The organism is Gillisia hiemivivida, from assembly GCF_007997295.1.
GTDB classification, from domain to species: Bacteria; Bacteroidota; Bacteroidia; order Flavobacteriales; family Flavobacteriaceae; genus Gillisia; species Gillisia hiemivivida.
The window spans coordinates 1-24,086 of the sequence record NZ_VORY01000015.1 but is presented as its reverse complement, the minus strand read 5'-3'; the positions used below and the strand labels follow the sequence as shown (position 1 = coordinate 24,086).

Genomic DNA, 24,086 nt, shown 5'->3' with positions numbered 1-24,086 from the left:
TACCTCAGGCTTCTTGATTAAATATAGTTTTATTTACATCTTTCTACTAAAACCAATAGCAAAGCAACAGCAAGGATTATAACCGGATAAATATATTTTCTCTTCATAGGAAATTCATAGGAAAGTTGCAGACATAATAAAGAGCCTGTTTAAAAGGTTTGTATTTACATCATACTTTTGAAGGTAGTATCAGGAATTATTTCAATATCTCAACTAATTAAACTTAGAAAAAGAAATATTTCGGATGATTATCCTACAATTTTTTGACTCATTAAACTCTTTAAACAGACTCTTAATAAACTTTTAATTCTTAATGTTAGCTACCTTATCCCTTTTAATGTTATTGACCTTAATGTCTTCAAGAACATTAATAGCCTCTTCTACATAAACATCTCCAGTTAAACTCTCGTGCCATCTGTCTCTCTTTTCTCTTAAGATAGTATCCGTCATAGATATTTCAACTTCATAAGGAAGAGACTCATAGGTTAAGTTAGAGGTATAATCTGAAATAGCATCGAATCTCTTAGCATCTTTTTCTGTAAGCAATCTATGATTTTGATAAGCCGCATAGTTCAAAGGATACGTTTCCTCATCTCTTTGATCTTTTACCCACTTTGCATTTTCAGCAATAAGATTTAATTGTGCATTGTTAGTCATTCTCTCTTTACTGTTTTTAATAGCATCTTCAAAATCTATATAACCATCCCAGATTTTATATTTGGCAGCTTTTATTTGATCCCAAGGCAATGGGTTTTCATAATCTTTCTCACCTATGTCTATAAAGCTATATCTGTCTGGAACAACCACATCACTTTTAACACCCTCTAACTGGGTAGAACCTCCATTAACTCTATAGAACTTCTGAGTGGTTAATTTTAACGCGCCAAGGTCTCCATATTCGTTACTCCTAACAGTTTGATTAAGATCTATTACATTTTGAACTGTACCCTTACCATAAGTTTGTTTACTTCCAATAATAATTGCTCTCTTGTAATCTTGCATTGCTGCCGCAAGAATTTCTGAAGCTGAAGCTGATAGCTCATTTACTAATATTACTAAAGGTCCGTCCCAAAGTATACTTGGATCTTTATCTTCTAAAATTTCCTGACCTACCCCCTTACTTTTCACCTGAACTACAGGGCCTTTTTCAATAAATAAGCCAGCAATATCTACAACTGTTTTGAGAGATCCACCACCATTGTTTCTAAGATCTAAAACAAGACCTTCCATTCCCGCTTTTTTCAATCTTACAATCTCTTTTTCAACATCTGAAGCTGCATTTCTATCTGCATAGTTTTCCATATCAAAATAGAATTTAGGCAAGTTGATAAGGCCGAATTCTCTTCCGTTCTTATTAACCAAAGCAGATTTTGCATAAGTCTCTTCTAATTCTACAATATCTCTTGTAATCGTAATATCTTCAATATTACCCATCATCTTTTTCTTAACTGTCAAAGTAACCTTAGAATCTTTAGGCCCCTTTATTAGGTTCACCGCATCATCTAAACGCATTCCCACAATACTTACTGGATTTTCTTCATCTTCTTGTTTTACCTTCAAAATGATATCCCCTTCGCTTAATTTATCACTTAACCATGCTGGCCCACCAGAGATCACTTCCATGATGGTAATGTTATCGCTTTTCTTTTGTAGTCTTGCTCCAATTCCTTCCAGTTTCCCAGACATTGCAATGTCAAATCTATCTTTATCTTGTGGGGCAAAGTAAAATGTATGCGGATCGAACTCCTCTACAATGGCATTAATATAAACTGAGAAATAATCTTTACGCTCTAGTTCTTCGCTAAAATCAAAATACTCGTCCATAGATGTTAGAACAGCTTCCCGAGCCTCTTTCTCCAATTCCACATCAGATTTCACTTTATAAGAAGGATCTTTTTCTAATGCTTTTTCCTGATCCTCTTTACTATTGTAAAAATTTCCTAAGGTGCTAAATTTTAGTTGCTTTCTCCAACGCTCTTTTAATTCTGCTCTAGAAGAAATATAATCTATCTCCTCGTAGTTGGTATTGATATCTTCTTCTTCAGAAAAATCAAAAGGTTGAGCTAGAATCTCTTTATAAATTCCTCGCACTTCTTTCATTCTTTCCAGTAACCTATCGTGTGTTAAATTGAAAAAAGCAAGATCTTTTCCTCTTATCTGATCATCTATCTTATCTTGATAAACAACAAACTCCTTCACATCTTTCTCGTAGAAAAATCGTTTTAAGGGATCTATTGCATCTAAATAATCTTTATAGACTTCTTTTGAAAAACCATCGTCTATAGTCTTAGCATCGTAATGTCCTTTCTCTAGGACATAGGTAATTAGATCTATTAATAATTTATCTTTATTAGGGTCATTGAAAGTTTTTGTAGTAAAGCTGCACGATGCGGCCGCCATAAGCAACACTAACACCAAAAATTTATAGTTCCTTTTCATAAAGCGAATATATTTCATCATTTAATATCAATCTATATATACTAAAAATTGTGCCAACACTCATCATTTGCACAAATAATTTGTTAGACGCCTAAGATAAGCTTTCCTTTGGGAATTATAATTTTAGCACCCTTAAAATATTTACTTATGTCTAAAGAGAAACCGCTTATTTTAGTCACAAATGATGATGGAATCACCGCTCCGGGAATTCGCACATTGATTGAGGTGATGAAAGAATTAGGCGATGTAATTGTTGTTGCTCCAGATAGCCCCCAAAGTGCGATGGGACATGCAATTACTATTACAGATACACTTTACTGCGACGAGGTTAAAATCAATAAAAAATATACTCATAAAGAATATAGTTGCTCTGGGACCCCAGCAGATTGTGTGAAAATTGCAACCCAAGAAATTTTACACCGCAAACCCGATCTCTGCGTGAGCGGAATAAACCATGGTTCTAATTCCTCCATTAATGTGATTTACTCTGGGACTATGAGCGCTGCTGTAGAAGCTGGGATTGAAGGAATTCCCGCAATTGGATTTTCACTACTGGATTATTCTTTAAGTGCCGACTTTGAACCTACCAAGAAATTCGTAAAAGCAATTACACGAAAAGTTCTCAAAAACGGACTTCCAAAAGGTGTGGTTTTGAATGTGAACTTACCCAAGCTAAAGGAGAGAGAAATTAAAGGAATCAAAATATGTAGGCAAGCCAAAGCCTATTGGGTAGAGGAATTCGATAAAAGAACTAGTCCGCAGGGAAGAGATTACTATTGGCTGACCGGTAAGTTTGTGAATGAAGATAGTGGGCAGGATACAGATGAATGGGCCTTAGAAAATGGCTATGTATCTGTAGTCCCTGTTCAATTTGACCTTACTGCACATCACTATATTAAAGATCTTAAGGACTGGGGACTAAATGATTAAAAAACACGTTCTTATTGGTTTTCTAATTGGATTATTGACCAACGCAGCCGGGATTTTCTTTTATATTCTTATATTTTCGAAAATGGATCTGGAGGCTACAATTCAGGATGCGCTTCAGAATGATTATTTAGGTAAAATTATAGCGCTTGGAGCGATCTTAAATTTTTTCCCCTTTTTTGTTTTTATAAAAAAGAACCTGCTCTACAAGGCGAGAGGTGTGCTCTTAGCGACCGTACTTACGGCAGTGGTTATAGCAGTTACCAAATTTATTTGATAGCGTCGGAAAATATGGGAATTTGATTAAATGTTCAATTGGCATTCATTTTTCAAAATAAATTAATAAGATTTAAAGAGTTTGTTTCTATCAAAGAATTGAAATAATAGTATCTCGACTCCGCTCGATTTTACATTTCAATTATATTATAGACAAGCAGCAAGGAGTACATAGATAACAATTTGATAACTTTCAATACTTAAAATCCCTTTGAATGAAATATTACCTTATTGCAGGTGAAGCTTCCGGAGATCTACATGCTGCCAATTTGATGTTAGCTTTAAAAAAAGCAGATCCAGAAGCTGAATTCAGATTTTGGGGCGGAGACCTTATGCAAGAAGCTGGGGGAACTCTGGTAAAGCACTATAGGGAATTAGCCTTTATGGGATTCTTAGAGGTGATTGCAAATCTAAGAACCATATTAAAGAATATTAAGGTTTGTAAAAATGATATTCTGGAATACAAGCCAGACACCATTATTTTTATAGATTATCCCGGCTTTAATATGCGTATTGCCAAATGGGCAAAAGAGCTAAATATTTCTACACAATATTATATTTCTCCACAGATCTGGGCCTGGAAAGAGAATAGGATAAATGCAATAAAACGAGATGTAGATGAAATGTATGTGATCCTTCCTTTCGAAAAAGAATTTTATGAAGAAAAGCATCAGTTCCCAGTACATTTTGTAGGCCACCCTCTTCTAGATGCAATCGCGAAGAAGGATTTGGTTGTTCCAGATGAATTCAGAAAAAAACATCAACTAGACGAAAGACCGATTATCGCATTGTTGCCAGGGAGTCGAAAACAGGAGATCTCCAAGATGTTGGAAACCATGTTGAGTATTACCGAGGATTTTAAAGAATATCAATTTGTTATTGCCGGAGCCCCCAGCCAGGATGCAGAATTTTATAAACCCTTTATAAAAAAGAAAAATGTTCATTTAGTACTGAATAGAACCTACGATGTATTAAGCCTTTCTACTGCGGCCTTAGTGACATCCGGGACAGCAACTTTAGAAACAGCCTTGTTTAAGGTACCGGAAGTCGTTTGTTATAAAGGAAGTACAATTTCTTATCAGATAGCAAAAAGGGTAGTGGATTTAGACTATATTTCGTTGGTTAATTTGATTATGGATAAAGAAGTAGTTACAGAATTAATTCAGAATGACTTTAATTCGAAAAAATTAAAAAGTGAATTGATTAAAATATTGGATACAGAGAACAGGGATACAATATTTGAGGCATATTTTGAGTTAGAAAGAAAGTTAGGGGGCGCAGGAGCCAGTGAAAAGACTGCCCAACTAATTTATAAGAGTATTAAGAAATAGCATTTTTATATGAGTAGATTATCTTACTATGTGTTTTTCTCCCTATTCGCTTTATTACTTAGCAGTTGTGGGGCTTCCAAGCCTAAAAGGTCTGAAGTGCAACAAAATTTGAATGCAAACGAAGTTATTATCTATCACAAGGCTCCAGAAAACAAGGTAAATACAGCCCCAGCCTCAGAGGAACCAAAAGACAAAAGAGTCTATAATATTACTACAACTGCCCTAAAATTTCAGGGAACAAAATATAAATATGGAGGTACCACAGAAAAAGGAATGGATTGTTCTGGCCTTGTATTCACCTCATTTTTAAAAGAAAACATAGAACTACCAAGGTCTTCTAGAGCGATGTCCCTTGAAGGTGAGCGCTTATCTCTAGTAGATGTAAATATTGGGGATCTCTTATTTTTTGAGACCAATAAAAACAAAAAAGTGATAAATCATGTGGGATTAGTTGTAGAGATTCAACCGGGTCATATTTTATTTATCCACTCTTCGTCTTCCAAAGGCGTTATAATATCTTCTTTAGCAGATAATTACTGGTTCGACCATTTTGTGATGGCAAGACGAGTGATCTAATTATTTACTATCTTCAAGAGTAATTAAGACTTTTTGAAGATTGTATAATTTTACACTTATCAGGCTTGCATTTTTTCTAATAGTCGGGATACTATTGGGTTTTTATGTCGAATTTTCGTCAATTATAATTTTAATAACTGGCGTTGTACTTTTTCTAACATTCATAATTTCTTTTTTCATAGCAAAAAGAAGTTTTCTTCAAAATCCTGTTTTTGGAATTTTGGTCTTCATAATGTTCTTATATCTAGGGTTTCTTACCTCCTATTCTCAGCTACCAAAAAATAATCCAGACCACATTGTAAATTTTTTCCCAACAGAATTAAAAGAAGGTTCTCCTATAATTGTTGCTGAAGTATTGGAAATTTTAAAACCTGGGATGTATCAAGATAGATATATTTTAAAGCTTATTAAGCTAAACTCAAACTATGCAGAAGGGAAATTACTTTTAAATGTATTTAAAGACAGTTTATCAACCAATCTTAAGATTGGCCAACGTCTTGTCACTATAGGACGATTTGAAGATTTAAAAGGAAACTTAAATCCATACCAATTCAATTATAGTAAGTATATGAAGGTATTGGGAGTTTACAAGCAACTTAATATCTCCAATCATCAGTTCCAAACCCTTAATAATTCACCAACATCTCTAAGATCTTATGCCGGAAAACTAAGAGACCAGATAATCTTCAATCTTAAAAAGCAAAACTTCAGCAAAGATGAACTTGCTGTAATCCAAGCCTTGTTATTAGGCCAGAGACAGGAATTATCTCCCGAGCTTCAGCAGAACTATGCGGCTGCGGGAGTTATACATATTCTAGCAGTTTCTGGGTTACATGTAGGGATCATCTTATTCATGCTTAACTGGGCTTTAAAATTCATGGATAGATGGAAATATGGGAAAACCACTAAAACACTGTTCTTACTAATTTCTCTGTGGGGATTTGCGTTGATTGCCGGCCTCTCACCCTCTGTAGTACGCGCTGTAAGCATGTTCTCCTTCGTGGCTATTGGAATGCAATTAAACAGAAGAACAAGCATTCTGAACACTTTATTTGCTTCGCTACTAATCCTTCTGCTTATTAATCCTTTCTATCTTTTTCAAGTCGGGTTTCAACTAAGCTATTCCGCAGTTTTCGCTATTGTGGTTTTTCAGCCAGCAATTATGAAAATAATAAACACTGAAAATAAATTTTTTAGATATCTATGGAAAATAGTCTCGGTAACCCTGTCTGCGCAAATTGGAGTATTGCCTTTAAGTTTATATTATTTTCATCAGTTCCCCGGATTATTTCTTGTTTCCAATATTCTTATTCTACCATTTATGGGATTGATTTTGGCGGCAGGTATCATTTTGATCTTATTTGTCCTCATTGGATTAAATCCTATACTATTATCCAAAACCTATGCTTGGATGATTTCAGCTTTAAATAATTATGTAGCCTATATTGCTTCCAAAGACACCTTTATCATCAAAGACATTTCATTTTCGCTGATGCTCTGTGTTGTATTCTTCGTTTTTCTAATCTCTATTTCCTTTCTTCTAAAAAAGTATAATTTTAGAAACATCGTCTTCGTATTTAGCTCTATAATATTTATTCAACTTGTCTTCATTTATGAGAAATATCAAAAGCCGATAAATGAGTTTGTAATCTTTCATAGAGCACGAAACACAGATATTGGAATAACCCATAACAATACTTTTAACTATTACACTACCAATATTCAGCAAAAGCCTTCTTTTATAAATGATTATGAAATTGGAAATAAACTAAAAGTGGACACTAGCTCTAGGGTTGAAAGTATCTATTCATTTGCTGGAAAAGACATTTTAGTAATAGATAGTCTGGGAATTTATGATCTGCCTAACTTTTATCCGAAGCTTATCTTACTTACAAATTCTCCCAAAATAAATCTCGAGAGGCTGATTCTAGAGTTAAAGCCTGAACAAATTATTGCAGATGGAAGTAACTACAAAAACCTTATTGAGAAGTGGAGGCAAACAGCATTAAATAAAAAGCTCCCTTTTCACGCAACTGGCGAAAAGGGAGCTTTTATTATAAAACCTATCCTCACCCGGACCTACCGAAAATAGCAGCTCCGATCTCTCCTAAAGAGAGGTAAATCGGAAACCCAGAGACAAAGTCACCGGGAATTTATTAAGATAAAAACTACTGAAGATAACTAACTAACACTTAATCTTTAAAAGTTCCTTTGAACTCTTTTTCGTATTTACCCCAAGCATCTGCCGAGGTTAATTTTTTATAATCGTTATTCGCTATCATCTTAAGAAAGATCTCTAATTGCTCCGGAGTTCTATAACCTACAACTGGGGCAATTACATTAGATTTTTCATCAAAGAACACCAAACTAGGGTATCCACTAATTTTTAAGGCATTTGCTAAAAAATGCTGACTATTTCTACCTTTTCTATTAGGATCGTAATTAGGATTGGTATACTTGAAATCTTTATACACAACTTCTTCTGTCCCCTCTGCATCAAATTTAACAGGATAGAAATGCTTGTTTACATAATTCACCACATCTTTATTGGTAAAGGTGTTTTTATCCATCAACTTACAAGGCCCACACCAAGTGGTATAAGCATCCATCAAGATCTTTTTTGGCTGCTTCTTCTGTGCTTCCAATGCTTCGTTCATACTCATCCATTTGATCTCCTGCGCTTGAATTCCCGTGCAGGTCAATAAGACAAGTAAACCAGTAAGTAATAATTTCATGTTTGCTATTTTTCTACACATTTTCAAATACCATTCCGAATTCGATCTTCAGTAAGGATTAAATTTAATAAATATCGAAGACATTCAAAAATGAATTATTTAATCCATCACATCAGCATTTTAAGTAATGGCTGCAACATGATAATTAGTACTCCCGCTGCAGCCATAACTATAAAGAACAATTAAAAGAGGCCGAAAGAGATTTATCAACAGCTATGATTCTAATTAAACAAAATCTTTTTCACCAAGATCATACTGCTCTTGTTCTGGCAATTCTCTTTCATCATCTTCTGCACCATGTGTAAGTCTCTTAAGAGGTTTTAGCATGAATAATACTATAGACGCAAAGATTACAGTAAAGATGGTTATTCCTAAGAAGGTTCTAAACTCCATTTCTGTTTGAACTTCATCAATTATTACAATTCCAGAATAATCCAATTGTTCATTAGACAATTCTTCATCATTATTTCTAAAGCTGAATACAGCATAATAAGGGTTTTCCTGAGTTACATTCTCTTCTTTTAATAGATTGACGAGCTCATTCTCCCCATTTTCATCTTCGAATTTCACTAAGTCTAAAACCGACTCATTTGTATTTAGGTCTACTGCCTTAAATTCTCCGTTTTCTGGATAAATTTTTGTCTTTATTTCAAAGTTTTCCCTGTTTTCCAGGATGCTATCGTTAGCATTTAAAAATGGGCTTAGTTCTCCGCTAGATGCAATCAATTCAATTTTCGTAGGTTCTCCTTGTGAAAATTCCCCTATTACTCCTGCAACTTTATTTCCCAAACCAGTAGCTGCAAAATAAACCCCCATCATTAAAGATGCATATCTCATTGGTGCAAGTTTAGTGATAAATGATAAAGCAACCGGTGAAGAACAAAGTTCTCCAATGGTATGAAGTAAATAGGCCAATACTAGCCAATACATTGCTGCTGCACCATCAGATGCGTATTCTTGAGAAGCAGCAGCCATAAATACAAACCCAAGTCCCATGATAATTACACCCGTTGCCATTTTGAAGATGGAAGAAGCTTCTTTGTTCTTTAGTTTTCGTTTCGCCCAGAAATTAGCGACAATCACACCAAAGAGTATGATAAATAATGCATTTAAAGATTGAAAGAATGAAGCTGGCACTTCATTCCCTATCAAGGGTAAGCTAAAAGGTAAGATCCTATCGGTCTTATCTAAGGCATATATATTCATTAAACCACCCGCTTGTTCGAAGGCACCCCAGAAAACAATTACCAAAGTAAAAGAGAGTAGCATTACCACATATCTATCCTTCATTACCTGACTGGTAAGATCTTTATAAACCATGAGCATCATAGCTACTACCAAGGTTAAGAAAAGGAATAATAAACCGTATCCAAAGCCTAGTTCTAACCAACCCCAAATTGAAGCTCCAAGTAAAATAATTGAAATTATCAATTGAACTGGTGATCTAAATAATTCACTAAATAAATTCCCTAAAGAAGCTCCCTCATCAAGCTCTACTTTTGATAGGAGATTCCCAACATTAGTAAGATATTTTTGCCCCCAAAGATATACTAGAAGACCTAAAGCCATTGCAATTCCTGCAAGTCCAAATCCGTAATGCCATCCAATATTTTCACCTACATAACCTACAATTAAACTGGAAAGAAAAGCTCCAAGGTTGATCCCGATATAGAAAATCGTAAAACCTTTATCACGCCTGATATCACCTTCTTTGTAAAGGCCACCAACCATAGTAGAAATATTCGGTTTTAAAAGTCCAACCCCAGCTATAATTAAACCAAGACCAGTATAAAATGCCCACATTTCCTCTACAGCAAGGATTCCATGTCCACAAACCAGAATAATACCTCCTATTAAAACGGCCTTTTTCTGACCGAAGACTTTATCGGCTAAAATACCTCCCGGAATAGAAACAACATAAACTAACATGGTGTACCAACCATATAGAGCAAGAGCTTCCGTAGATGTCCAACCCAAACCGGCATTACCGCCTGTTGTTGCACTTACTAGATATAGCACAAGAATAGCGCGCATCCCATAATAGGAAAAACGCTCCCACATTTCTGTGAAGAATAAAATATACAATCCTAGTGGATGCCCGAATAATTCTTTTTGATTCGCCGGAGGTGCAGTATTTGCCATAAAATTTTATTAGTTTATTGGTAAGATTATTATAAATTTTCTTTAATGAAGTTTGTCATCTTAGTGTACAAGTGCAATCTTGTATTTCCACCGTAAATCCCATGATTCCTGTCTGGATAGATCGCCCAATCGAACTGCTTGTTAGCTTGTACCAAAGCTTCGATCAATCTCATAGAATTTTGCACATGCACATTATCATCTCCAGAACCATGAACCAAAAGATAATTCCCTTTTAATTTATCTACATGATTAATTGGAGAATTTTCATCATATCCACTAGCATTTTCTTGCGGAGTGGTCATATATCTTTCAGTATAAATAGTGTCATAAAATCTCCAGCTAGAAACTGGAGCAACAGCAATTGCCATTTTAAACACATCGTTTGCTTTTAAAATAGCATTTGTAGACATAAAGCCACCAAAGCTCCATCCCCAGATCCCTATTCTTTCTGAATCTATATATTCCAGCTCTCCTAATTTCTTAGCTGCTGCAATTTGATCTTCCAACTCAAATTTACCCAATTCATTTTGAGTTACTTTTTTAAATGCTGCTCCTTTAAATCCTGTACCTCTTCCATCTACTGAAACTATGATGTAACCCAGGTCTGCAAGCATCTGATACCAGTAATCATTGGCACCAAAATAAGAGTTAGAAACAGTTTGAGATCCCGGTCCAGAATACTGATACATTAAAAGCGGATATTTCTTCGTTGCATCAAAATCTGAAGGCTTAATAGTCCACATATTCAAATTGTTCCCATTGATCTCTATGGTAGACAATTCTTTTGGAGAAAAATCAAAGGCTTTCTCTAATTCTAATAATTCTGAATTATCCTTGATCTTTCTTACCAGTTTACCGGACTTCGCATCATGAAGCGTATATTCATTTGGAGTGCTTGTACTATTATAAGTATTTATGAAATAAGTGAAATCTGCACTAAAATCTGCATTATTTGTACCCGTCTTCTGTGTTAAACGTGTTTTTTTAGAACCATCTGTTTTAATAGAATACACATCTCTATTCACACTTCCATTTTCTGTGCTCTGAAAATAGATTCTCTTGGATTTAGGATTGAAACCATAGTAATTTGTTACTTCCCAATCTCCTTTTGTAATTCTATTCAGCAACTTTCCATTTTTATCATAATGATAAATATGATTGTAGCCATCTTTCTCGCTGGTCCAGATAAAACTGTTATCAGCTAAAAAGGTCAGGTTATCGGTAACATCTACGTAGGCTGAATCTTTCTCATTTAAAACGACCTTTACTTCATTCGTTTTTGCATTTACAAAAATAAGGTCCAAATCATTCTGATGACGGTTAAGAACTTGTACACTTAACACATCAGGATTGTTGGTCCATTTAATTCTTGGAATATAAAAATCCTCATAATCCCCTAAGTTGATATCACTTGTTTTCGCTGTCGCTAAATCATACATATGTAATGACACAATAGCATTTGCTTCTCCCGCCTTAGGATATTTAAAAGTAGTTGCTGTTGGATATAAATCTTTCCCTATTATATCCATAGAGAATTCGGGAACATCAATTTCATCAAATCTTAAAAATGCCACTTTTGTTCCATCTGCATTCCAATCAAAACCTCTTACAAAAGCAAATTCTTCCTCATAGACCCAGTCTGTAATTCCATTAATTACTTCATTTTTCTTACCATCTGTAGTGATCTGAGTTTCTTTTCCTGAAGCTAAGTCCTTTACAAAAAGATTATTTTCAAAAACATAAGCTACTTTAGAATTATCAGGAGAAAATGTTGGCTCCTGAACTTTATTTTCACTCAACTTCTTTAGTTCTTTAGATTTTACATCGTAGATATAAAAGATCCCTTTAGAAGAATGACGATAGATCTGGTCTACATCTGTAGCCAATAAGATCATATTCTCATCCTGACTAAGTTCATAAGATTGAAATCCGGACAACTCAGAAAGATCTGAACTGTTTAAAAGACTCCCCTTTTTCTCTCCAGACTTATAATCGTAAACATCTATGCTGGAAGATCCAGCTTTTCTATCTTGATTAAGAACGATATATTCTGTTCCGTTATTTAAAGATTTCAAAGATTCAAGTCTTTCCTGGCTAAAGGTGCCGCGCCATATATCTTCTAATGTAACTTGTTTTTCTTGTGCAAAAATCGCAGAAGTTCCCACCAAAAATAGGGTAAGGACAAATTTTGGTATTCTCATAAATGTATTAGATAATTTTTGTAGGCCAAGTTTACTAAAAATTCAGCAAAAAACGCTGTTTTTGGTTGTTAAATACTAATGGTATGTTAAATCTAAAAAATCACCAAAGTCCAATTTTGCTATTTGGGACGACACTTGTTTCTTGAATAAGTGCAGTAATTGTATCTTTGAAGCACAAATCTATTATCCAATGATCACACCTATTACCGGTTTTTCTAAATTGAAGAAAGAAGAAAAAATTGACTGGTTGCTAAAAACATACCTACAGGATTCCGAGAATTCCAAAAAAATTCTAAAACAGTACTGGAATGAAGATGATGCAGTGCAACAACTGCATGAAGAATTTACGGAAAACACCCTGAGTAATTTTTATTTACCCTTCGGCATAGCCCCTAATTTTTTAATTAACGGGAAACTAATGGCAATTCCCATGACCACCGAAGAAAGCTCTGTAATTGCCGCCGCTAGTAAAGCCGCAAAATTCTGGCAAACTCGAGGTGGGTTTAAGGTCGAGGTTCTAAATACTACAAAAAACGGTCAAGTTCATTTTGTATTTAATGGAGATAAAGATAAATTAAAGAATTTCTTTAATGCCTCTAAAGAGTCTCTTATAGATTCTGTTAGTAGTATTACAAAGAACATGCGTAAGCGTGGAGGTGGCGTTTTAGATATAGAACTGTTAGACAAGACCAAGTTGCTAGAGGGTTATTACCAGTTGCATTGCACTTTTGAAACTAAGGATTCTATGGGCGCTAATTTTATAAACTCCTGTTTAGAAAAATTTGCTGATACTCTAAAAGAAGAAGCTGTGAGTTTTCAGGGTTTTAATACTGAAGAAAAACACTTGGAAGTGATCATGAGTATACTTTCCAATTATGTACCAGAATGTTTAGTTAGAGTTGAGGTTTCTTGTCCAGTTTCAGAATTATATGATGATAATCCTATAACTAATGAAGTATTTGCCGAAAAATTCTTAACAGCCATTAAGATCGCTGAAGTTGAACCCTATCGCGCGGTTACTCACAATAAAGGGATCATGAATGGAATAGATGCAGTGGTATTAGCCACAGGTAATGATTTTAGAGCAGTAGAAGCAGGAATTCATGCCTATGCTTGCAAAGACGGGTCTTATACTAGCTTAACGCATGCCAGTGTAGAAAATGGAGAATTTAAATTCTGGATGGAGATCCCATTAGCTCTAGGAACAGTAGGCGGACTTACAAATCTTCACCCACTTGTAAAAGTAGCATTAGAAATTCTTCAAAAGCCTTCTGCCAGAGAATTAATGGAGATCGTAGCAGTAGCAGGTTTGGCTCAAAATTTTGCCGCTGTGAAGTCCTTAGTAACAAATGGGATACAACAAGGACATATGAAAATGCATTTAATGAATATTCTAAATTCTCAGAAGGCAACTCCAACTGAAAAGCAGGAGCTTATCCAATATTTCACAAAACACACGGTTACCCACAGCACCGTTGCAGAACAATTAGAACGAATCAGAAATTAAGCTTTTGCATTTATGACTACTTTTAGAAGTAACGGGAAATTATTGATCACCGGAGAATATGTTGTTTTAGATGGAGCTGTTTCATTAGCGCTACCCACTAAATACGGCCAGAGTTTAAATGTTGAAAAGACACACAAGAGTGGAATACAATGGACTGCTTATGATAATGAGAATAAAATTTGGCTTAAGGTTTTTTTTAATATTGATGAGTTATTCTTAAAACCCGCTGTTTCATCTTTATCAACTATTTCAGAAGAAGCCTCTCTCTTAAAAATATTACAAGCTGCACATTCATTAAACCCAAAACTGCTCCAGGAATCAGAGGGATTTAATATAACTACCAATCTAGATTTTCCGAAGAATTGGGGACTCGGCACCTCTTCAACATTGATAAATAATATAGCACAGTGGTTTAACATAGACGCATATAAATTATTGCAGGTAACTTTTGGAGGTAGCGGGTATGATATTGCCGCTGCACGACACAATAATGCCATTACGTATGAGCTATCCAGTGAGAAAAGCAATGTTTTGAATGTAGAGTTCGATCCTATTTTCAAAGAGGAGTTGTTTTTTGTGCATCTTAACCAGAAACAGAACAGCAGAGACTCTATCCGACACTACAGAGATCAGTCTAAGGCTGAATTACAAAACAATATCTCCAAGATATCTGGATTAACCAGCCAGTTTCTGACTTGTGGATCATTAAAAGAATTTGAACTATTAGTAGAAATCCACGAAACCATTATTTCTAAAATTATAAATACTCCAAAAGTAAAGTCAGATCTTTTTCAAGATTTTGACGGAGCTATTAAAAGTCTTGGAGGATGGGGAGGAGATTTTGTATTAGCAACAGGCGCAGAGGATGCTAAAAACTATTTTAGAGAAAAGGGATATAACACCATTATTCCATTTACTGAAATGGCTTTATAAATTAATTTATAGTTATAATATCAATAACCATTCTACTTTCTAAATAGTGCATCAAAATAATTTGTAGTAGCCAGATATTCTAATCTCTCCTTTTTAAGATAATTTATAACCACTTCTCTATCCCCATATTCTGGATCTAAACAATCGTTCAATTTAGAATCTGATACCGTTAGAACTATATACCAGTTTCCAGTTCGTGAAAATTGATGCTCTTCCAATAATGGAGAAATCCCCTTGGACTCAAGTCCGGCATCAATCATAATTGGGACTAAGTTTATGGTTTTCGTTTGAATTTCAACTTCATGAAAAGAAAGAAAATATTCATATCCATTAATTAAAATAGGCACGTTATATTCAACATTTTCATGATTCAAAACATACTTAGTGTTTATAAAATTATAAAATTCATCTGCATCTTTAGGGTCCTCGAAGACATAAGAGTGTTTCCTGGGAAGTGACCTTTTGAATTTTTTAGCGACTATAAGTTTTTCCTCCTTGATATTTGGTGCAATTCTCAATGGAATACAGGAAGTGAAAAGTAGCAAGGAAAACAAGAGTAAAAGTAATTTCATATGATTCTTGGTTAATCCTTTGCATTATCATCAAACAACGGGCCATTATTTTGTATGTAAACATCAAATTAGAACGTATTAATCCATGATTCTGATTGTTTTAAGCCCAGTTCATCATTAGACCAGTGATAAAAAATTTATATAGCTTAGGAAATTGACGTATGAAAGATGCTGAAACGAGTTCAGCATGACGGAAGTTATAGCTAGCACCGTCACCCTGAACTTGTTTCAGGGTCTCTTACACAGAGCAACTTAGAAAATACGTCTATGTTAATTCATTTAAGGGTCTTTTAAAAAAAAACTTCAAATAAATTTGATAACTATTTGAACACTTGACATCTTTCCTAAAACAAAAAAAGCCCTTAACAGTGTCAAGGGCATTTTTATAAAAATATTATTTAATCTCTAGTAGAAACGAGCTCTGTTATCCTCGATCTCTGCATTTTCCTTTAATGCTTGGAAAACTCTAGAAACTACTGCTTGTCTTCTTTGAGAAGCTTCTCTCATTGCAAAACTCTTATAAGAATCCATTTCTGGTGCTGCATTCATTGCCGTCATCTCTACCACATAAACTCCTTTATCTCCAGAGATTGGCTTACTTACCGCTCCTGGCTCTAAAGAAAACGCAGCTCCTACAACTTCTGGCTCATTTCCAGCTCCAGCTAGTGTTGGATTATTTAAGTTGATCGCACTTGCAGTTTGAACACTTACATTATTATTTTTTGCGATCTCAGCTAAGGATGCTCCATTAGCTTTTTCTTTTAAAAGATCAGCTTTTTTCTCTTTCATCAAAATAGGTGATACTGTTGCAGATGCTTCTTCTGCAGACATTACGCCTTTCTTTTTAACAGCAGTAACTTGGGCAACAACATATCCTCCCTGAACTTCAAATCTTTTAATATCTCCTGCTTTTACATCTTCCTCAAAAGACCATTGTACAATTCTTCTTTGTGCACCAACTCCAGGGATATTCTCCTCTAAAACCTTCATACCTCTTACGGTTTTCACTTCGTAATTATTGGTTTTTGCTACTTCAGTAAAATCTTTGTCCTTGTCCTTAGCAGCTATTTCAAACTTTGTAACTTCAGTATAAAGATTATTCAATGATTTTTCTGAAGGCTCGATCTCTCTAGCAATAGTTGCAAGTTTAACTCCGCGCTCTTCAGCAGTTTTGTCTTCAATAGAAATTACATGGTATCCAAACTCAGACTCTACAACCCCGAGATCTCCTTTATTATTATTGAACACATAGTCGTTGAAGTTCTTGATCATAGAACCAGGTCTAAAAAATCCAAGATCTCCACCTTTATCTTTTGAAGCGGCATCTGCCGAATATTGAGCCGCTAAAGCTTCAAAACTAGCTTTATCTTTTCTTAAAACACCAGCTATACTATCTGCTAAAATCTTTGCTTCTTCTTTTGTTCTTAAAGTTTCAGCGGCAGTTGGTAAACCTTCCCAAGAGATCATGATATGACTTGCTTGTGCGGAATCTGCAATTTGAACAGCTTCTACCATTTTAGTTACTTTCCAGTATCCTCCTTCTTTGTAAGGTCCGTAAGTTTCACCTTCATTCAAATTAAATACCTGATCTGCGAAAGATCCTTTTAGATCGCTTTTGAATAAAATTCTATCTTGATATTGAATATCTGAATTCTGATTAACAAATGTTTCCACATCAGTTGCTTCCGTAAAACTTGGTAATGTATCATTCGAATTAGAAGCTGAATTAAATTCTACTCTACTATTAAGAACACCTGTAACCACAGCTTTTGCTTCAGAATCATCTTCTGAAGATGCTTCTTCAGGGAAATAGACAAATTGAATATCTCTGCTTTTCTCTACCTGAAATCTTTCTGAATGCTTCTTAACGTAGTCTTTAATTTCATCTTTAGAAACACTTACTTCAGTATCTGCAATGCTAGAATACGGTAATTGTACAAATTTAAGATCGATGTTATCGTTCTCCATTCTATAGGCTTGCTCTCCTTCTAATAAGGTAGCGCCAATTCCAGCTCTTACCATATTATAGTAGATATTCTCTTTTGCATTCTCTGCAATAGAATTCTCGTAAGCAACCCATTGCTCATATGCTTGAGGAGAAGTAGCTTTTAAATTAGCTACATATTCCTGCAATTTGTTTTCATCGAACATCCCTACATCGTTCACGAAGTTTGGATTTTGAGCCAATTGAAGACGAAGCAGTTGTCTAACCTGAGCTTCTCCAACATTAATTCCAAGCTTTTCAAACTCTTCTTGCAAAACAACTTCACGAAGTTTTAGATCCCAAACCTGATTTACAACCTGAGATGTAGTTGCATTAGGCCCCATGTTTTGCTGGTAAGCGTCTACCTGTCTGGCAAAATCTTCCCTACTTATATCTTCTCCATTAACGGTTGCAACCACATTTTGTGATTTCTGTGAGCTTAAGCCTCCATTACGAATCACATCGGCAAGAACGAATGAGAATAATGCCAATGCAATAATTACGATAAGGAAAACAGACCGTTGTCTAATTTTATTTAATACTGCCATTTGTAGTTGTTATTTATCTAATATAGTGGGCGAAAATAGTGTTTTTAACCTAATTATAAAACTTAATATTTGCAAAATATTAACGCAATTTATTTTTTAGATTTTGTCTTTTAGTTGAAGCTCCACCAATTCAATTTTAGTGTTGGTAGCTTCAAGGATCTTAAAGTGGTAGTTATTGATCTTTACTTCTTCATCTATTTGCGGAATCTCCTCTGTGTGATTGGTAATAAAGCCACCTAGGGTTTCATAATTCTCACCTTCAGGAATATCCAATTTGTAGGTTTCATTTAGATAATCTACTTCCAATCTAGCAGAAAATTTATAATGATCTTCTCCAAGTTTTTCTTCTATAAGCATAACAGAATCATGTTCATCTTCTATTTCTCCAAATAATTCTTCTACAATATCTTCAAGTGTGATCATTCCACTGGTTCCTCCATATTCATCTATCACAACCGCAATACTTTTCCTTTTCTTGATCAAAATACTAAGTACATCCTTCACCCACATGGTTTCTGGAGCATAAACTACAGGAAGAAGAATAGATTTAAGGGTTTTAGGTTTTTTGAAGAGCTCGAAAGAGTGAATGTATCCAATGATATCATCTATCGTTTCATTATAAACAAGAATCTTAGACAAACCGGTTTCTGTGAAAATTTTCACCAGATCTTTAGGCTCCACATTTTGGTCTACCGCCACGATCTCTGTCCTTGGCACCATAACCTCACGGGACTTGATATCTGAAAATTCCAAAGCATTTTGAAAGATCTGTATTTCTGAATCCACTTCACCATCAGACTCTACGGTTTCCAGTTGCTCACTTATAAAATTCCCCAGTTCTAGTTTGCTGAAGGCTAATTGCACCTCGTCTCCTTCGGTTTTAAAGAAACGCTTCAGAATAACATCTGAGATCCAGATCACGAAGGAAGAAACAAAACTGAACAAGAAATAGAACAAATATGCCGGGATTGCAAAAATCTTTAAAAAAGAGTTTGCATAGATTTGAAAGAACACCTTCGGAAGAAATTCTGCTGTAAAAAGAATAACCAGTGTAGAAATTATAGTTTGAGTAATTAAACTAAAATCCGTAACAATAGCGGTTACAAATCCACTTTCTGATGGTAAGAGACCGAGTAGGAGACTCATAATTAAATCTCCCATATAAAAACCATAAACCACCAGCGCAATATTATTACCCACCAACATAGTAGCAATAAATTTTGAAGGTTTTCTGGTTAATTTTTTAAGGACATTCGCAAGTATACCCGACTGCCTTTTTTCAATTTCAATAAAGATCTTATTGGAAGAAATGTATGCTATTTCCATTCCTGAGAAAAAGGCTGATAGAATAAGACAACATACAATAATTAGAATTTCAACTTCCATAGTAATTAATGCTTGTCATTTTCCAGTTTCTGCCTAAAACGCCTTTTGAAAAAGAACATAAATATGGCAATAACTACAAAGAAAATAAAAAGATATGCGCGATTACGCTCCTCATTCCAAATCCTGAAAGCTTCGAAAAGAAAAAATGCTGCAATGAATAAATATGCATATTCAAAATATTTAAAAAACTTCATCATTCTTTTTTTCTTCTATTATTTGAATTCCCACATTAGTACGGGAACGAAAATTAGTGAATTTTAAATCGGAATCAAAACCTTGCCCATCATTCCGGGCACCATTCGCAAACTGAATTGTATTGGGTTTATCGGTAAAGATCCATCCCGCTTTTTGATCCCAAAACAATTGTTCTGCTCTTAATTTAGTGCTGTCACTGGTAACCAAAACTACATTATCCTGAAGATCTATAAGTCCGGTTTCATCATATATGATCCCATAATCTGCAGTAACAGTACTCTTTTTTTTGTTTTCATCAAAAAATTCTACTTGTACTCCATCTGGGAACTCTCTATAGGGAAATTCCATATTTGTAAAATCCAGCATTTTCGGACTTTTAAGAGTAGCTACAACTCTTCCAGAGTCGGTGTATTTTAAATTTAGTCCCACCCCAATTGCTTGCGGGTTCTCATCTGGCAAATTTAGAGCTCTTACACGGTTTAAATTACCTTCACATGAAAAAAGCATTGTCACGGTGATAGCCGTGACAATGCTTGTAATTATTTTTTTATATGTGATCATTGATTTACAATGAAGGTACTCTAACTGTTTCTCCAATCCAACATCCTATTCTCACGCTTTGACCTTCTTTTCCAGCTTGAAAAATGTCAGCTTTTTGTGGCGCTCTACCTTTGTAAGCTGCAACCGTTTGGTTTGCAATACTACTTAAAGATGGGTCTACACGACCTGCTCTAGAAGCATAATCTGCAGCTAACCAATAAACAGCTCTCTTATCAAAAGTGGTTTCCCCACAGTTGTTTGCGCTTTTCGCAATCATATCTGCAATTTGTAGATATGCTCTACCTGCAGATGGCTTAGCAGCAAGTGCTTTATTGTAATAATTTCTTGCTTGTCCATAACTACCTTTTCTCTTATAACCATCTGCCAACTTCATATATACTCTTGATTTATCTGAAGGATTTGTTTCCAATTCAGCAGACTCATTATAGTATTTCAAAGCTTGAGAAGCATTTCCTTTAGCTTCTGCTAGCTGTCCTAAATAAAGGGCAGATTTTGAAGAAGGTTCTGCTGTGTGTAATGCTTCAGATAATTTAAAGAAGATAGGATCTTCAGTACAATCTTTAGCAGACAATCTTCCAGAGGCCACCTTTAACCAGGCTACATCTGTTTTTCTTTCAGCAAAATCTTTGTTGTATAAAGGAATCAAGTTATCACAATCTGCTCTCTGACCTAATTTGGCATTTATACTACTTTTTACAGTACTATAAGCTTTAAGGTTAATTTCAGAGTTACTAACAAGTACTTTTTCTTTGGCAGTTAATTCTTCACCTGCATCTTGCTTAACTAAAAGCGGTGCAAGAAATTCAGCCATTTTATTTTCTTCTACTTCTACTTTAGAGATGACTACATCGTAGTTTTCAAAAACATCTTCTAAGGTTCTTGTTCCTTCATCCTGAAGATCTACTAATAAAGAGAAATAAGCGTACAATGCTCTAGCACTAGTAAAACTTGCTTGATCTGCTTTGAAAGCCGCATCAAAAGCCTCGAACTGCTCTTTTTTAGTTCCTATCCCATTATCAAACTTAAGCATTGCGATATCACCTTGCACTTCACCTGCACTTGTTTTGGCCGGGAAATACTTTAAACGATCGTTCATAAGATCTATCATCTCTTGAACCAAGGCGGTTTTATCTGTGCCTTCAGCTTTAGACATTTTATTTTTTAAAACACGATCTAAGTATTGGAAAGTTGCCAAACTATAAGTAGGACATTTCTCTTTTACTTCCATTAGGGGAGCATATGCCTGCTCGTACCTTTGTGCTTTTGCATCATCATAAGCCAACGCTGCTTTCGTAGCACAGTCTACGTTAGATTGAGCGTTAACTAGACCAGAGCTTAAAAGCACTCCTGATAATAGTAATATAATTTTAGTTTTCATTTTTCTTGTTTTTATAGTGGTTAATCAAATTTGCGTTGCACGAACCATTTATCATTTAAAGACAAACTTATTGAAAGTTTAAAAAAGTTCTCCTGTATTAAACCGGAATTTGTTGTACCGCGCTGTCCGTACTCAATCCCTATGTTTGCATTTGTGAAGTTTCGCCCTGCAGGTAACCCTACTCCAAAAGATATGCCAAACTCATTTATCCCCTCATTACTAAGGTTAAGACCAGTTTCTTCAAAACGCAAACCTGCGCGATAAACCACTCTGCTAAAATAACTAGTTAAAGAATTATATTCTGGAATATAAAATCCACCTAATCTATATTGGGAGGCATTATCATATTGCACTTCTGCAAAAGAGTTTCCAGAATTGAAATTATAATCACTGGCAGATACTCTTCCGTACTCTGCTCCCATGAACCATTTGTTACTAGCACCAATTCCAGCACCAATTGTCAATTCTGATGGTAAGGAGAGATCTCCTTGCGGAAATGATATATCGTTCTCCTCAATCACCGATTCACTTCCGTCTGCCCTAAAAGTTACTGTAGCTAAATTGCTCATTTTCTCTGCAGTAATATCCATCTGTGGAGCATATGTAGCAACAGTATATAATTTAAGCTTTTCATTTAATTGTCTTTGGTAATCCAATCCAAAATTTAAACTAAACCCACGAAGATCCGTTCTATTGATCTGTCGAGAGCCCAATTGAACACCACTCTGAAACGTAGTAAATTTATTTTGAATATTCCCAAAATTGTAATTTACATCTAGTCCAACACTTAAATTGTCGTTTACAGCATAACCTCCAGTTAAGAAAACTTTATTCATTCCACCACGACCGGTAAACCTATTTGAAGTTTGCTCATTGGTTTCCAATATTCTATACCCTACAGAAGTATATGGAATTAAACCAACTCCAAAATTCAATCTCCCAGTAGGAAGACCTATCGCCAAATAGTCTAATGAAGTTGTTCTGCTAGACTCACTTTTATCATCTGTTTTTAACGCTGTACTTTGGTGACTTCCCCCAACAGTGAAGGTGGTTAATTTAAGTCTACCATAGGAACCAGGATTTCGTAAGTTTAAATGTATACTATCTGAGAACATACGAATTCCCCCCATAGACTGGTTTTCTACAGTACCTTTGAACTTGGTAAGGCCAATTCCGTAAAATGAATAAGGGGATGATGTTCCTTCTTGTGCAGCCGATGCAACCGTAGTTAATAAGGCCACGATTATTATAAATCGTTTAATCATTGAGATTTATTAAATTCTAAAATGTAATTCAACCCTTGAAGGAGGAAATTTGAGTTCGCAAAGATGCTATTTTTTAATCGTTTACACAAAAATTGTGAGTCTCCTCCTGTCAAAATTATTGTTAAATCTTTAAACTGAGAGTTATACATTGAAATTACCCCATCAATTTCCGATGTAATCCCAAAAATCACACCAGATTGCATACTTTTAATAGTGGTATTTCCAACCAGATCTACATCTTCCTCCGGTTCTAATAACGGTAAGTTCTCAGTAAACGTATTCATTGCCTGATATCGCATTTGCAAACCAGGAGAAATAGCGCCTCCCAGGTACTCATTTTTGCTATTTATAATATCGAATGTAATACAGGTTCCAGCATCAATTACTAAAACGTTTTGAGATGGATACAATTTACTGGCAGCAGAAACCAATGCAATTCTATCATTCCCTAAAGTTTTGGGAGTCGCATAGAAATTTGAGAATACCTGAGGCAGCTCGTTATCCAAAACATACATTTTATAGTCTTCCTGGAGTTTTTGCAACCACTTGGGAGGTGTTTTTGATACCGAAGAGACCAAAACATCCTTGATATCTGGAAAGCTTTGATCTAATTCTTCAAGATTTTTGAAAAAATTTTGTTTGAGTGCTGTTTTCTTTTTGATTAACACATCACCCTGAAATACAGCCATTTTCACAAGCGTATTTCCTATATCTACCACTAAATTCATAGATTAAAATTGAAAAAGCGAAGTTACAAAAGCATTTTTTTAAAATTTCCTTTGTGGGTTAATAAAAATGAAATTATATTTGCACCCGCTTGAAAGGCTTACTGCAAGTTTTAGAGCAACTGGTGCCTTAGCTCAGTTGGTAGAGCAAAGGACTGAAAATCCTTGTGTCCCTGGTTCGATTCCTGGAGGCACCACCTTAAAATCACGAAACCCCTGACAATCAATTAGATAGTCGGGGGTTTTTTATTGAACGGTGTTTTTTACGGCGTTTTTTCGGATCATGACTAATTGTTGTGTTTATGCAAAAATTGTGGTTAATCTGTAGAGGAAGAATTCTACATTTTTTACTCCTCTGAACTGTGCTCTAAAGGCTTTTATTTTTGCGTTGAATGATTCTGCTGA

General features: G+C 35.0%; 18 protein-coding genes and 1 tRNA gene. 8 read left to right on the top strand and 11 right to left on the bottom strand.

The window, feature by feature from the left end:
* Nucleotides 1–303 precede the first annotated feature (303 nt).
* Nucleotides 304–2,439, bottom strand: a complete 2,136-nt coding sequence (locus ES724_RS11915) for a carboxy terminal-processing peptidase (RefSeq protein WP_146933219.1) — start codon at nucleotides 2,437–2,439, stop codon at nucleotides 304–306.
* Nucleotides 2,440–2,586: 147 nt separating this feature from the next.
* Between ES724_RS11915 and surE the strand changes: the two genes are divergently transcribed.
* The 5 genes from surE to ES724_RS11890 all read left to right on the top strand — a co-directional run bounded on the left by surE (nucleotide 2,587) and on the right by ES724_RS11890 (nucleotide 7,641).
* Nucleotides 2,587–3,369 (top strand): 5'/3'-nucleotidase SurE, encoded by a 783-nt coding sequence (surE, locus tag ES724_RS11910; protein WP_146933217.1) that lies wholly within the window; start codon nucleotides 2,587–2,589, stop codon nucleotides 3,367–3,369.
* Nucleotides 3,362–3,643 (top strand): hypothetical protein, encoded by a 282-nt coding sequence (locus ES724_RS11905; RefSeq protein ID WP_146933215.1) that lies wholly within the window; start codon nucleotides 3,362–3,364, stop codon nucleotides 3,641–3,643. Before surE ends, ES724_RS11905 begins: the two co-directional genes overlap by 8 nt.
* A 214-nt stretch (nucleotides 3,644–3,857) precedes the next feature.
* Nucleotides 3,858–4,973 carry a lipid-A-disaccharide synthase gene (gene lpxB / locus ES724_RS11900; RefSeq protein WP_146933213.1) on the top strand — a complete coding sequence of 372 codons (1,116 nt, stop codon included), beginning with the start codon at nucleotides 3,858–3,860 and terminating at the stop codon, nucleotides 4,971–4,973.
* 9 nt (nucleotides 4,974–4,982) lie between these two features.
* Entirely contained in the window at nucleotides 4,983–5,549 is a 567-nt protein-coding gene (locus tag ES724_RS11895; protein ID WP_146933212.1) for a C40 family peptidase, read from the top strand.
* Between the two features lie 40 nt (nucleotides 5,550–5,589).
* Nucleotides 5,590–7,641: a ComEC/Rec2 family competence protein gene (locus tag ES724_RS11890; RefSeq protein ID WP_146933210.1), complete on the top strand. Its 2,052-nt coding sequence runs from the start codon at nucleotides 5,590–5,592 to the stop codon at nucleotides 7,639–7,641.
* 100 nt (nucleotides 7,642–7,741) lie between these two features.
* On the opposite strand, the gene ES724_RS11885 is transcribed toward ES724_RS11890, so the two are convergent.
* The 3 genes from ES724_RS11885 to ES724_RS11875 form a co-directional block, all read right to left on the bottom strand.
* Nucleotides 7,742–8,284 (bottom strand): thioredoxin family protein, encoded by a 543-nt coding sequence (locus ES724_RS11885; protein WP_146933208.1) that lies wholly within the window; start codon nucleotides 8,282–8,284, stop codon nucleotides 7,742–7,744.
* Between the two features lie 225 nt (nucleotides 8,285–8,509).
* Nucleotides 8,510–10,426: a peptide MFS transporter gene (locus ES724_RS11880; protein ID WP_146933206.1), complete on the bottom strand. Its 1,917-nt coding sequence runs from the start codon at nucleotides 10,424–10,426 to the stop codon at nucleotides 8,510–8,512.
* Nucleotides 10,427–10,455: 29 nt separating this feature from the next.
* Entirely contained in the window at nucleotides 10,456–12,627 is a 2,172-nt protein-coding gene (locus ES724_RS11875) for a S9 family peptidase (RefSeq protein WP_146933204.1), read from the bottom strand.
* 178 nt (nucleotides 12,628–12,805) lie between these two features.
* On the opposite strand from ES724_RS11875, the gene ES724_RS11870 reads away from it, so the two are divergent.
* A complete protein-coding gene (locus ES724_RS11870; RefSeq protein ID WP_262712812.1) occupies nucleotides 12,806–14,134 on the top strand; it encodes a hydroxymethylglutaryl-CoA reductase, degradative in 1,329 nt (442 codons plus the stop codon).
* Nucleotides 14,135–14,146: 12 nt separating this feature from the next.
* Entirely contained in the window at nucleotides 14,147–15,067 is a 921-nt protein-coding gene (locus tag ES724_RS11865; RefSeq protein WP_146933200.1) for a GYDIA family GHMP kinase, read from the top strand.
* A 32-nt stretch (nucleotides 15,068–15,099) separates the two neighbouring features.
* On the opposite strand, the gene ES724_RS11860 is transcribed toward ES724_RS11865, so the two are convergent.
* From ES724_RS11860 to ES724_RS11825, 7 genes are all read right to left on the bottom strand, one after another.
* The gene (locus ES724_RS11860) at nucleotides 15,100–15,639 is read right to left on the bottom strand and encodes a hypothetical protein (protein WP_146933198.1); all 540 of its coding nucleotides are present in this window, start codon (nucleotides 15,637–15,639) and stop codon (nucleotides 15,100–15,102) included.
* Between the two features lie 405 nt (nucleotides 15,640–16,044).
* Nucleotides 16,045–18,171 carry a peptidylprolyl isomerase gene (locus tag ES724_RS11855; RefSeq protein WP_146933196.1) on the bottom strand — a complete coding sequence of 709 codons (2,127 nt, stop codon included), beginning with the start codon at nucleotides 18,169–18,171 and terminating at the stop codon, nucleotides 16,045–16,047.
* Nucleotides 18,172–18,267: 96 nt separating this feature from the next.
* Entirely contained in the window at nucleotides 18,268–19,557 is a 1,290-nt protein-coding gene (locus tag ES724_RS11850; RefSeq protein ID WP_146933194.1) for a hemolysin family protein, read from the bottom strand.
* Nucleotides 19,558–19,737: 180 nt separating this feature from the next.
* Complete coding sequence (lptC, locus tag ES724_RS11840) at nucleotides 19,738–20,313, bottom strand: LPS export ABC transporter periplasmic protein LptC (RefSeq protein ID WP_026836529.1); 576 nt, start codon at nucleotides 20,311–20,313, stop codon at nucleotides 19,738–19,740.
* A 4-nt stretch (nucleotides 20,314–20,317) separates the two neighbouring features.
* Nucleotides 20,318–21,691, bottom strand: coding sequence for a hypothetical protein (locus ES724_RS11835; RefSeq protein WP_146933192.1), 1,374 nt, complete (start codon nucleotides 21,689–21,691; stop codon nucleotides 20,318–20,320).
* A gap of 20 nt (nucleotides 21,692–21,711) precedes the next feature.
* Nucleotides 21,712–22,956 carry a hypothetical protein gene (locus ES724_RS11830; protein ID WP_146933190.1) on the bottom strand — a complete coding sequence of 415 codons (1,245 nt, stop codon included), beginning with the start codon at nucleotides 22,954–22,956 and terminating at the stop codon, nucleotides 21,712–21,714.
* Nucleotides 22,953–23,684 (bottom strand): type III pantothenate kinase, encoded by a 732-nt coding sequence (locus tag ES724_RS11825; protein ID WP_146933188.1) that lies wholly within the window; start codon nucleotides 23,682–23,684, stop codon nucleotides 22,953–22,955. Before ES724_RS11825 ends, ES724_RS11830 begins: the two co-directional genes overlap by 4 nt.
* A 121-nt stretch (nucleotides 23,685–23,805) precedes the next feature.
* Between ES724_RS11825 and ES724_RS11820 the strand changes: the two genes are divergently transcribed.
* Nucleotides 23,806–23,878 (top strand) — tRNA-Phe (locus ES724_RS11820).
* Nucleotides 23,879–24,086: the final 208 nt, after the last annotated feature.